At 59.0% G+C, this 11,202-nt stretch carries 9 protein-coding genes and 2 pseudogenes; 9 read left to right on the top strand and 2 right to left on the bottom strand.

The window, feature by feature from the left end; all coding sequences use genetic code 11:
- Both H3V53_RS27620 and H3V53_RS27615 read left to right on the top strand, forming a co-directional pair.
- A pseudogene (locus H3V53_RS27620) lies at positions 1 to 93 on the top strand (HD domain-containing protein); the annotation flags it as partial.
- A 287-nt stretch (positions 94 to 380) separates the two neighbouring features.
- The gene (locus H3V53_RS27615) at positions 381 to 629 is read left to right on the top strand and encodes an SDR family NAD(P)-dependent oxidoreductase (protein ID WP_336600645.1); all 249 of its coding nucleotides are present in this window, start codon (positions 381 to 383) and stop codon (positions 627 to 629) included.
- A 6-nt stretch (positions 630 to 635) separates the two neighbouring features.
- On the opposite strand, the gene H3V53_RS27610 is transcribed toward H3V53_RS27615, so the two are convergent.
- Positions 636 to 1,553: a LysR family transcriptional regulator gene (locus tag H3V53_RS27610; RefSeq protein ID WP_336600642.1), complete on the bottom strand. Its 918-nt coding sequence runs from the start codon at positions 1,551 to 1,553 to the stop codon at positions 636 to 638.
- A gap of 139 nt (positions 1,554 to 1,692) precedes the next feature.
- Between H3V53_RS27610 and H3V53_RS27605 the strand changes: the two genes are divergently transcribed.
- From H3V53_RS27605 to H3V53_RS27585, 5 genes are all read left to right on the top strand, one after another.
- Positions 1,693 to 3,159, top strand: a complete 1,467-nt coding sequence (locus H3V53_RS27605; protein WP_336600641.1) for an amidase — start codon at positions 1,693 to 1,695, stop codon at positions 3,157 to 3,159.
- Between the two features lie 97 nt (positions 3,160 to 3,256).
- Positions 3,257 to 4,636 carry an MFS transporter gene (locus H3V53_RS27600; protein ID WP_336600640.1) on the top strand — a complete coding sequence of 460 codons (1,380 nt, stop codon included), beginning with the start codon at positions 3,257 to 3,259 and terminating at the stop codon, positions 4,634 to 4,636.
- Between the two features lie 99 nt (positions 4,637 to 4,735).
- Positions 4,736 to 5,863, top strand: a complete 1,128-nt coding sequence (locus tag H3V53_RS27595; protein WP_336600644.1) for a porin — start codon at positions 4,736 to 4,738, stop codon at positions 5,861 to 5,863.
- Positions 5,864 to 6,255: 392 nt separating this feature from the next.
- Positions 6,256 to 6,792, top strand: coding sequence for a carboxymuconolactone decarboxylase family protein (locus tag H3V53_RS27590; protein ID WP_336600643.1), 537 nt, complete (start codon positions 6,256 to 6,258; stop codon positions 6,790 to 6,792).
- Between the two features lie 328 nt (positions 6,793 to 7,120).
- On the top strand, positions 7,121 to 8,158 hold the full coding sequence (locus tag H3V53_RS27585) for an MBL fold metallo-hydrolase (protein WP_336600639.1): 1,038 nt from the start codon (positions 7,121 to 7,123) through the stop codon (positions 8,156 to 8,158).
- 50 nt (positions 8,159 to 8,208) lie between these two features.
- Here H3V53_RS27585 and H3V53_RS27580 read toward each other — a convergent pair.
- Positions 8,209 to 8,490 (bottom strand): annotated as a pseudogene (locus tag H3V53_RS27580) (YciI family protein).
- Positions 8,491 to 9,291: 801 nt separating this feature from the next.
- On the opposite strand from H3V53_RS27580, the gene H3V53_RS27575 reads away from it, so the two are divergent.
- Together H3V53_RS27575 and nthB are read left to right on the top strand one after the other, a co-directional pair.
- The gene (locus tag H3V53_RS27575; RefSeq protein WP_336600638.1) at positions 9,292 to 10,335 is read left to right on the top strand and encodes a CobW family GTP-binding protein; all 1,044 of its coding nucleotides are present in this window, start codon (positions 9,292 to 9,294) and stop codon (positions 10,333 to 10,335) included.
- A 109-nt stretch (positions 10,336 to 10,444) separates the two neighbouring features.
- The gene (nthB, locus tag H3V53_RS27570) at positions 10,445 to 11,188 is read left to right on the top strand and encodes a nitrile hydratase subunit beta (protein ID WP_336600637.1); all 744 of its coding nucleotides are present in this window, start codon (positions 10,445 to 10,447) and stop codon (positions 11,186 to 11,188) included.
- The last annotated feature ends 14 nt before the right edge of the window (positions 11,189 to 11,202 follow it).

Raw genomic sequence — 11,202 nt, 5'->3', positions numbered from 1 at the left:
GGCACGTTCAACGACGATTTCCTGGCATACAAGGACCCGGGCTTCGAGCGCGTGAACCTGTGCAGCATTATTTTGAATTCCCGGTGGGGATGACGTCCTAGCCGACCTAAGAATGCCTTTCAGGATTTCGCAATGTTGAGACGTATATTTTTTGAACGGGCGCCAGCAACGGTGTCGCGCAGGCGTTGTCTCGCACGCGGGGCCGATCGATATGACCGATCGCAATGCGACGGCACGGGCGCTCGAAGGGCTGCCAGAGTGTCACGCCTTCGATGGCGTGATCAACAATTCGGCGTCCCTCCGGCTGGCCGGCGTTCAAGCGATCGATCTTGACGATCTCGCAGTCCTTGCGCCATAGCCTCACCTCGGCCGTATATACCATGCAAGCGTGGCTACCCGGGATGCGGACGCGAGAGTCGGGGCGAATCGTCAATCTCTCGAGCCTCGTCGCGCTTAACGTCACCAACCGCACGGCCTACGCTGCGGCGAGAGCCGCGATAATGAGCTTTACGCGCACTTGGCCGCTCAACGCCATGCCCCGCCTGTGTCACCGCGTGAAACACCCGCCCATTGCCGACCGTACCCGACGCGCTCACGCCCACGCTCCTGTGCAACAGCAAGTTCGGTGAATCCCCTCATAGCGCATGTCTTGACACAGCATTGGGCATGAGACTGGCAACGGTCTTTCGTAACCAGACGTTGCCGGGATCGCTGTGAAAACGTGCATGCCAATGCTGCTTCACCGAATAGCGAGGTAAATCATACGGTACGTCCAGATGTCGAATGAGCTCGCGCGATACCATCGCCAGGGCGTAATAGCGTGGTACGGTCGCGAGCAGCTCAGTCTCGCTCACTATCTGGGCTACGGCCAGAAAGCTCGGCACTCGCAATGCGATGTCTCGCGTGACGCGCGCAGAAGCCAAAGCCTTTTCGACCATAGCAGTGTGTCCTGTTGCGGGATTTAAAACCTCTACGTGTCGTTCGGCGACATAGGTACTTTTGCCAAGCCGCCTCCCAATACGCGGGTGCGAAAGGCTCGCAATGCACAGAAAGTCTTGTTCGAACAGGGCTTGCTGATAGAAGCCGGCGTCGAGTTGCGGCATGTAACCGACCGCGAGATCGACGGCGCCGTCTTCGAGCCTTCGAGGACTGTCCGGATTGATCTTCTCGGCCTCGATATGAATGCCCGGCGCATGAACCTGCAGGTGTCCAAGCAGCCGGGGAAGCAGGGCAATCTCGCCGAGATCGGTCATGCACACGCGGAACGTCCGGTGTGAACTGGCCGGTTCAAAAACGGGCGCACCTGTGCGGGCGACTTCCAGATTTTCACGCACCTTTTGCAGCACCGGATGCAGCGCGACTGCGCGTGGCGTCGGCAACATGCCGCGCGACGTCCGCACAAAGAGTTGATCGCCGTAGTAGTCCCGCAGACGATTGAGCGCGGTGCTGGCCGCGCCCTGAGTCATGCCGAGTCTATCCGCGGCGCTTGTCACACTGGATGTCTTGTAGATCTCATCGAAAACACAGATCCATTCCACGTCGAGCGAAGCCATTCTTCGTCCTCAGTAATATCGAAAAATTCGATACGGGATATCCCGCTGATCGGTTGTCTCGATAGTAGCCCGATGGAAGAATACACGCATCCGCATCGATCTCGTAATCCGATGCAACTTCGATCAAGCTCGAGTAGACATGTCAACCATGTACAACGGCCCTTGGCTGCAAACTGAACGATCCTCCAGCACACTCCCTGGCGAAATCTGGCGCTGGGAAGCTGTCGATATTGCCGCACAGGTGCGCGCGCGATCCGTCTCTTGTGTGGAGGTGCTGAAGGCGTTTCATGAGCGGATCGATTCGATCAATCCGCGACTCAACGCCATCGTCCATGAGGATCGTGAACGAGCTATCAAAACAGCGAATCGTGCGGACGCTTTACTGCGAAGCGCGCCACATCAGGCGGGCATTCTGCACGGTGTTCCGTTGACCGTAAAACTCAACGTCGATGTCGCGGGCGAAGCCACGACGAACGGAAATCCGGCTTACGCGGAGCGGGTTGCACCGGAGGACAGCTCCGTGGTCGCCAACTTGCGCAGTGCCGGCGCGAACATCATCGGCCGCTCGAACGTGCCACCATTCTCTTTCAGGTGGTTCACCGAAAACCCGCTATATGGCAGGACGCTGAATCCGTGGCGGGCCGACATAACTTCAGGCGGATCGAGCGGCGGCGCCGCTGTATCGGTAGCAACGGGCATGTGCGCGCTGGCGCATGGCACCGACATCGCCGGGTCGATTCGCTATCCTGCGTACGTCAACGGTGTAGTGGGGCTTCGCACCACTCCGGGGCGTGTGCCTGCCTATCATCCGACTGTCAGCCAGCGATTCTTTGGCCTTCAATCCATGTCTGCCCAAGGCCCGATCGCCCGATCGGCCGCCGATGCATTGCTCGGACTACGTGCGATGATCGCCGCCGATACGCGCGACGCAACATGGGTCGACGCGCGCCTGGAACATCCCGACGATCTGTCTGCAGTGAAGGTGGCCCTGATCGATGAGGTGCCCGGAACGACTGTCTCTCCCGAGATCAAGACGGCATTGTGGGAAGCAGCGAATGCGCTTGCAGCTGCCGGCTATATCATCGAGCGGGCGCACCCTCCCGAGATTGAGCAGTGCGTAGACGTGTGGCAATCGATCGTCATGACCGAGGTTCGCCTCGGCATGATTTCCGCTGCGGATTCGATGGAAGACCCGGATATCAAACGATCGGTTCACAACATGGCCGATTGCGCGCCAATTGTCGATCTAGGCGGTTACGCTCGCGCAATCGCACGGCGGGACGATTTGCGCCGCAAGTGGAACGAATTGCTTGGCCGTTATCCGATCGTACTTTTGCCGATTTCATGCCGCCTGCCCCAACCGTGGGGTGCGGACCTTGGAACAATCGAAGAGATGCGCGCACTCATAGCCGCCCAGAGTCCCTTGATCGCCACCGCGGCACTCGGCCTTCCGGGCATCGGCGTTCCGATGGGTTTGAGCGGGGGACTGCCGGTCGGCGTACAACTGGTGGCCGATAGCTTTCGGGAGTTGCGTCTACTGACCGCCGCGTCCGTCATCGAGCGTCATAAAGGTGGAATGTCGGCACTTGATTACCGCGCGGGATGAGGTAATCCGAGCGGAATAATGAGCCACCCATATAACTAATTAGTATCGCATTACTAAGTAACTATAGCGCTCGAGCCGCGCAATCAGGAGATGATTCATGTCGTCGGATAACACGCCATCTGAAGTCCTGAATGTTCAGGAATTTATCGATCAACAAAGGTTCTCGCGCTATCAGGGGCTCATTCTGGCGCTATGCTTCCTCATCGTGGCTGCCGACGGATTCGACACAGCAGCAGTCGGATTCGTTGCCCCTGCACTCGCCAAAGAATGGCGGCTGACCTGGGTCCAACTCGGTCCCGTGTTGAGTGCCGCACTCATCGGATCTGTAGTCGGCGCGCTCGTAGCAGGCCCCCTCGCGGATAAGATCGGTCGAAAGCGAGTCCTGGTCGCTTCCGTCGTGACCTTTGGCGCGCTTAGTCTTGCGTCCGTTCAAGCCGATTCCATCGAGGCGTTGACGCTCTTTCGCCTCGGCTGCGGAATCGGCCTGGGCGCAGCCATGCCGAACGCGACCACAATGATCTCCGAATACGTACCGGCAAAGCACCGGGGGCTGCTCGTCAACGTGATGTTTTGTGGATTCACGATAGGCGCTTCCGCTGGTGGATTCGCAGCCGCTCTCCTGATACCGGCGTTTGGATGGAGAGTCGTATTCTTCGCTGGCGGAGTCGTGCCACTGTTGCTTGCAGTCGTGCTGCTCGCTTGTCTGCCCGAGTCGGTTCGCTTCATGGTCGCGAAGTCATGGCCCGCAGCCAGCATCAACAAGGTGCTCAGCCGAATCTCGGGCACACCAATGGAAGCATCCCGATTCAAGCTTCATGAAGAAACCGGGGTCGAGAAGCACATACCCGTCCTGTTGATCATGTCGAAGCGGTATCGCACAGGAACGCTGTTGTTATGGCTCACTTATTTCATGGGTCTGCTCGTCTATTTTCTGCTGACCAGCTGGCTGCCGACCTTGTTGAAAGACAGCGGGATGACATTGAAGCAGGCATCTCTGATCACGGCATTGTTCCCGCTCGGCGGCGGTATTGGGTCGATCGTCTGCGGATACGCCATGGACCGTGTCAGCGCTCATCGCGTAGTTGCTGCCACGTATTTGCTGACGGGTGGCCTTCTTTGGGGCATTGGACAGCTTACCGGCGAGGTGCTTTTCATCGGCCTGCTGATCTTCGTCGCGGGTACCTGCCTGAACGGTGCGCAGGTTTCCGTGCCGGTAATCGCTGCGGACTTCTACCCGACGCATGGACGAGCATCCGGCATTGCATGGATGCTTGGAACGGGCCGCATCGGTGGCATCGTTGGATCGATGGCGGGCGCAAACCTTCTGCAAGCCGGGCTTGGCCTGGGCGCCATCGTTAGCATGCTTGCGATCCCCAGTTTTATTGCGGCCTTCGCCCTTTTGGTGAAGGGCTCCGTGGCGCACAAGCAATCGCATGCCTCTGTCATTTCGAAACGCCTGACATCCGGTTCCGAATAGGACCGGCTGGCTAGAAGATATCGGCAACAGGCGTTTCTGGTCATAACACATAGGATGACGAAGTAAGTGATAGAGTCGAACATATCGATAGCGTACGTGATGAAAAGAATGCTGATAGGCCTGCTCGCGGGATCGGGCTGGATGAGTGGCTACGCATATGGGCAAAGCGTGCAGCTTTATGGGATCGTCGATACAGGAATCGAATATGTCACCCACGCCGGCAAACTTGGCGGCGGCGTCATCAGGATGCCGGCCATCACCGGCTCTACGCCGTCACGTTGGGGACTGCGCGGGTCCGAGCCGATAGGGAATCGTTACTCGGTGAGATTCGATCTTGAAAACTCTTTTAATCTTCGAGCTGGAGATATCAATCAAGGCGGGCGTCTGTTCGGCCGCCAGGCGTGGGTCGGGATTTCGGGACCAACGGGTTCGTGGTTCTTCGGGCGGCAGAATACGGCAACGCTGTACACGATTCTCGATAACGATGTCATGGGTCCCGCAATCTACGGCATCGGCTCCGTTGACGCATACATTCCTAATGCTCGGAGCGACAATGCGATCGGGTATCTGGGTACATACCGACATGTCACGATCGGAGCGACCTATTCTTTTGGCAGAGACGCGGTCGGCGGCAATTCGCCCGGTCAAGGCCTGTGCGCTGGATCGGTACCGGGGGCTCCGACCCAATGCCGACAGTGGACAGCAATGATCAAGTATGACGGGCCGACGTTCGGCGGCGGAGTCTCGTACGACGAGCAGAGAGGCGGGACGGGCGCCGCAGCCAACTTCTTCGATGGTATGCCTCCCTTGCCGATGACCAGTGCAACTGACATCGACGCGCGATTGCTGGTGGGGGCGCATATGATCTTCGGCAAGGCAAAAGCCGAAGGCGGCTGGCTGCACCGTAACGCCGGAAATAAGTCTTCTGCGCCAAACATACGCTCGGACGTGTTCTTTGGTGGTCTGTCATATCAAGTGACGCCTGCGATGATTGCTGAGGCGGAGGTCATCAGGGTCGTCAATAGACAGCACGATACTCGCGCAACCTTGTCCACCGTGCGTGGATTCTATTTGGTTTCGAAGCGTACGGCACTGTATGCGCAAGTCGGCTACCTTTGGAATAGCAGCGAGGCCGCGTACACGATCACAGCGGGCGGTGGCGGCACCACACCACGCCGTGGGGCTAATCAGTTAGGCGCGATGATTGGCATGCGGCAGTTGTTCTAGCGCGATGCACGCTATCTGCGTCGAGCCGACACGGAAATCGTCGTGCAACCCGTCCGGTGGCAATGGCGCCGTTCTATGCCGCAAGAAGAAGTCGGCAGGCTTCAGTCAATCAGAGGACAAACTGCCGGCCGCGCTCGAGAAGATCGGTCCCGTATCAATGAACTTTTGGGGGCGACATGCATTTGCAATGGGACCATACAGATGACAACGTCTGGATGCACGAAGCTGGAGTTACGCTCGTTGAGCACAGGAACACGTTGAAGCGCATCGTGTGCACGGCCGACTGCACAATCGCAATACGCGGACTACCTTCCTTTGAGCAAACGACCTCACCTCATCGCTTTCCGTGCTTGCACGCCCTCGATACTACCCACTACCTGAAGGAAAACGTCATGCCTCGTCTCCATACCATTGCAACGTCGGAAGCCACGGGCCACACGGCCGACCTGTTTCAACGGGTTACAGCGACCATCGGCAAGGTGCCGAATTCATACATCGGAATCGGCTCGAATAGCCCGGTTGCGCTGGAGGCCGTGCTGAGCCTCGAAGCATCGCTTAATAGAAGTAGCCTGAGTGTGCGGGATATCGAGGTCGTGAAACTTGTCGTCAGTCAAACGACGGGCTGCGACTATTGTCTCGCCGCACACACGCTGATGAGCAAAAAGATCGGCCTCGCTGCCGACGCCATTCTGGCGTTGCGACAGGTCAAGCCGTCGGGCGATGCACGCAGCGATGCATTGGCGTCGTTCGTATCGCACCTGGCCACAACGAGCGGCACGGTCGACACAGATGTTGTTACGGCGCTTGCGCTAGCTGGCTTCACCGATACGCAAATCGTCGATGTCACGATGGCGATAGCCAGCATTGCATTCACTAATCTCTTCAACCGCATCAACGATACGACGCTCGACTTCCCCGCAGCGGATTAAAGCGAACGGCGGCGCCGCCGGTGATGCTTCACGTCTGTGTCGCCCTTACTGCATTCGGTCTCGGAGGCGGCTTCACGCTCGGCATGACACTGCCGCTCGACAACGTCCACGCGCCCAATGAAGTTGAGTCGTGGAACGCATTTGTCATGACCGTTGGCTAGCTGGTGGCTGCCGCCGGGCCTCTCGTGTTCGGCGCGCTGCGAGATTTCACGGCTTCCTATACCGCCCCGCTCTGGCTTGCTTTCATCGTCGCACTCGCAACGCTGGAGCTGACGCCATTCCTCGCACCTCGCTAATACGCCCCACCGCACAAAGGAAGTTACACGTTATGCAGGACAGTCGATTTGCTCAGCCAAACAAAGGAAGCGACATGAAACCACTCCTCAAGCTCGAATCAATCGTGAAACGATCGACCAGGTTGTTACTTATATCGATCTCCATTGCCGCGGGCTCACTACTGGCCTCCCAGCCGGCGCGATCTTCCGGCAGCCAAACGGCGACGCCCGATGACTATTTCCATACGGGTGCAGGCGCCCGATACCTGCGACGTGCTGATTCGGATCTCACCATCGAGCCTTTGCGCGGAAACATCACGGTGGTGATGGGCTCCGGTGGCAACATTACCGTTCTGTCCGGAAAGGAAGGCAAGTTCCTCGTCGACGCCGGCATCAGCAAGTCACAAGCAAAGCTGCAGGCGGCATTCGACAACATCAGTTCGACACCGCTGAAATATGTGGTGAACACGCACTGGCACTGGGATCACACCGATGGCGATGGATGGATGCATGCGGCTGGGGCCACCATCATTTCGCACGGGAATACGCTGAAGCATCTGAGCGAAACGACACACGTCAATGCATGGAACTGGACTTTCTACCCGGTTCCAGTGGGAGCCCGCCCGACGCTATTGGTCAATCACAAGAATACCTTCACGTTCGCAGGTACCAAAATCGATGTGGAAAACTTCGGCGGAGGTCACACCGACGGCGACCTATGGGTCTATTTCACGAAGGCGGATGTACTCGCGTTGGGAGACACCTTCTGGAATGGCATCTATCCGTATATCGACAATGAAGACGGCGGCAACATCGACGGCGCGATCCATTGGGCCAACGAGGCTGTCGCGCGCACCACGGATCACACGATCGTCATTCCCGGTCACGGGCCTGTGGGCACGCGCGCTCAGCTTATCGAATTCCGCGACATGCTCGTCGCCGTGCGCAACAATGTGGCAGCGCTGAAGCAACGGGGAAAATCGCTCGACGAAATCCTCGCTGCCAAACCTACGGCTGTCTTCGATGCCAAATGGGGCAATTTCGTGTTCAACGGCGATCAGTTCACGAAGATGGTGTACGCGGGTCTATAGGCGGGTCTTAGGCATCCGCTTCGCCGCAGCAATACATGAGTGGTTCCCGCTCATGTGCGCTGCCCGGCATTACCTAAGCTCCAGTCCCGTGGCCGCACTTGCACGCTTTCGAACAGTCTCGCGCGGGTAGAAGATCGTTCTCGATGGACGCCATGACATCGCCGATGCCGTCCGCCTCCACGACGAGCAAGGTTCCATTGAACGCGTCTCCGTGAGGGCACCGCGTCGCGGCCGCCGAGACGGACCAACACCCCATGACGAAGCGCGGTGTGCAGGTAGGTGCGGCGGCTGCGGTTCGCCCGCTCTCGCCACGCCGCCTCCCGCCAGCGCATAGCCGGGCAATAAATGGATCGTGCTCGAGCGGACTAGGGCTGCTCCGCTTTGATCACTTCGTCGCCCTGCGTGAACGTCCAGTGATTGCGCAACGGCCAATTTCTCGGGCTTGCCCCAACAAGTCTCGCTCTTCGAACAACACCTTCTCGTGATCACGGGATGGCCCGTTCGCGAACGATCCAAGTGCAATTTCGACCCGGCCCACAGCGTCGAGCGATTGCACAGATCTGCGAACTCAAGGATTCTCCGCGCTTGCATTGAGGACATCAAATACCGGTAAAGCCGTGTTCTCGACAACGGGAGGGTGTCGTCGTCACGCTTGCCAGCCGTGACTGGATCCGCAACACGCAGAACCTCGTCCCGACAGCGCCGACCCATCCTCGAATCAACACTGCTCGACGTACGGCCGGCGACGGTCTGAGGCTTCGCGTCGACGGTCGACACGACGGTGGTCGCCGGCCGCGCGATCACGACGATGGAGCCGTCCAGTCCGGCACTGGCCGCCGTTGCAGCGCTCGGACGGGCGCAACGTTCGGCTTTGCGTCAGAAAAGCTTGGAAACGCGTTAACGCCGAAGCAGGCTTCACGCCTGAACTAGGCCCACGGTAGCCCAACCTTGCACAGGGACATGGGCCGAGGCTCGCATTCGTCCGAATCAGTCGATTATGACAATTTCGGCCATCCGCGCATGCCGTTTCTGACAACGTTGGCACGCCGTGCGCCAGCCGCAACTTTGACGGGAGAAAGTCACTATCCTGTCTGATATATCAGCGTCATCCGGCAACAAACGGAGAACAGGAGATGCGTATCAGGAAGATCCCCACTACGATCGTCACAGGCTTTCTGGGTGCCGGGAAGACCACCTTGGTCAATCACATCCTCGAGTGCACGCGGCCAATGGCCATCGGCATCGTTGTCAATGAGTTCGGCGAAGTCGGCATCGACGGGCAACTGATAGTCGCGGACGAAGAAGCGGTGATCGAGGTCAATAACGGCTGCGTGTGCTGCACTGTTCGCAGAGACCTCGTGAACAGCCTGCTGGCGTTGCTCGATCGTCATGGAATCGGGCTCCAGCGGTTGATCGTCGAGACATCGGGCCTAGCGGACCCCGCGCCAGTGCTCCAGACGTTTCTCGCCGACCCAGACGTGCGCGAGCGCGTCGAGCTGGAATCAGTCATCGCGGTTGTTGATGCGCGGCATGCGGCCGGCCAACTGCGCGACGACATCGCGCGCGAGCAGATCGTGTTCGCCGACCGCATCGTTATCAACAAGACGGATCTCGTCGCACCGTCCGATCTCGCCGCGTTGTCTTCGGTTCTGCGTGCGCTGAATCCGTCCGCGATGCTGGACTTCGTCACACGCTCGGCCGTGGCGATCAGCACGCTGCTGGGCCGGCGCAGCTTCTCGATCGACAATCTTCTTGCTATCGAACCTTGCATGCTCAGCGACAGCGAGCACGAGCACGAGCATGACATCAGCATCGCATCCTGCGCGTTCCATATTCCCGGCAAGCTCGATGGCATACGCTTCAACCGCTGGGTGAACCAGCTCGTGCAGTCGCAGGGCGCAAGGCTTCTAAGGATGAAGGGCGTGCTGAACGTCGCCGGCGAAATGCGGCGACTGCACTTCCACAGTGTGCACATGCTGATGGAAACCAGTTTCGGCAAGCCATGGGAGAAAGACGAACTGCACGAGAGCCGCTTCGTCGTGATCGGCCGCGAACTCGATGAGGACGCGCTCCGCTCGGGTCTGCTTGAGTGCGTGGCCGGCAACCCCGCCGTGCCGGACATAGCCGCGCAGGCGGACCGCAACACGCAGCAGGCGAAGGCGCATCTTCCTGGCTAACAGCAACACCTCGCAGCACCACGTCACGCCGACGCGCGGCCGCAGGTTCACGCTTGCGCTCCATGCGCTTCACCCCCGCAGGGCTTTTATCACCGGTACGGATCACACCATGAAACTACAGCACCATCTTGGAGGGATCGAGAACCTCGGGCCCGTCGATCTCGACACACGCGTCTTTGCAGAGCCTTGGGAACGGCGCATCTTCGGCATCCATACGACGATGATGGCAGAGAGCGCACATCTCGCCCACGCGTCGCCGGCGTATCCGATTCATGCACTACCTACGAAATTCAAGAGCGACTGGACCTGGGCTTCGCTGCGCACCGGCGCAGAAGACATGCAGCCGTTCGAATATTTCAAGTACCGCTATTACGAGAAGTGGCTCAGCGGCATCGCACAGTTCTTCGTCGACGCTGGCTACATCAGCGCAGAAGAGCTCGAACTGGGGAGCGCGTTCTACTACTCTCATCCGGATGCCGCCTTGCCGGACCGTCCTAGCCCGCCGCTCGCAGCGCAGGTCAGCGCGTATCTGAAGCAGGGAGATTCCTGTTATCACGCGCCCGGTGGCGCGCCGCGCTTCAATGCGGGCGACAAGGTTCGGATTGCCGACCCGGAAGCGGTCGATCACACACGCCTGCCTGGCTACTTGCGCAACAAGACTGGCATCGTCGACCTCGTCTACCCGGGGCGCTTCTCGTACTTCGTGTCGACGGGCGTCGACGGGATTGGGGAGCCGATGCCCGTCTACCGGATCGCATTCGACGCCGTCGACGTCTGGGGTGCGGGCAAGAGCGAACCCAATACGACCCTCTACGCGGACCTGTACGAAGCTTACGTACGGGCCGCGAGTTAACCATCCGGAGAACG

The sequence above is a fragment of the Paraburkholderia bengalensis genome (genome assembly GCF_037126505.1).
Taxonomy (GTDB): Bacteria; Pseudomonadota; Gammaproteobacteria; order Burkholderiales; family Burkholderiaceae; genus Paraburkholderia; species Paraburkholderia bengalensis.
This window is presented reverse-complemented; position numbering and strand designations above follow the sequence as displayed.

Excerpts from the sequence above, each read along its gene's own strand:
- H3V53_RS27605 (WP_336600641.1), top strand. The coding sequence starts at position 1,693 with ATGTCAACCATGTACAACGGCCCTTGGCTGCAAACTGAACGATCCTCC.
- H3V53_RS27600 (WP_336600640.1), top strand. The coding sequence starts at position 3,257 with ATGTCGTCGGATAACACGCCATCTGAAGTCCTGAATGTTCAGGAATTT.
- H3V53_RS27595 (WP_336600644.1), top strand. The coding sequence starts at position 4,736 with ATGAAAAGAATGCTGATAGGCCTGCTCGCGGGATCGGGCTGGATGAGT.
- H3V53_RS27615 (WP_336600645.1), top strand. The coding sequence starts at position 381 with ATGCAAGCGTGGCTACCCGGGATGCGGACGCGAGAGTCGGGGCGAATC.
- H3V53_RS27610 (WP_336600642.1), bottom strand. The coding sequence starts at position 1,553 with ATGGCTTCGCTCGACGTGGAATGGATCTGTGTTTTCGATGAGATCTAC.
- H3V53_RS27585 (WP_336600639.1), top strand. The coding sequence starts at position 7,121 with ATGCAGGACAGTCGATTTGCTCAGCCAAACAAAGGAAGCGACATGAAA.
- H3V53_RS27590 (WP_336600643.1), top strand. The coding sequence starts at position 6,256 with ATGCCTCGTCTCCATACCATTGCAACGTCGGAAGCCACGGGCCACACG.
- nthB (WP_336600637.1), top strand. The coding sequence starts at position 10,445 with ATGAAACTACAGCACCATCTTGGAGGGATCGAGAACCTCGGGCCCGTC.
- H3V53_RS27575 (WP_336600638.1), top strand. The coding sequence starts at position 9,292 with ATGCGTATCAGGAAGATCCCCACTACGATCGTCACAGGCTTTCTGGGT.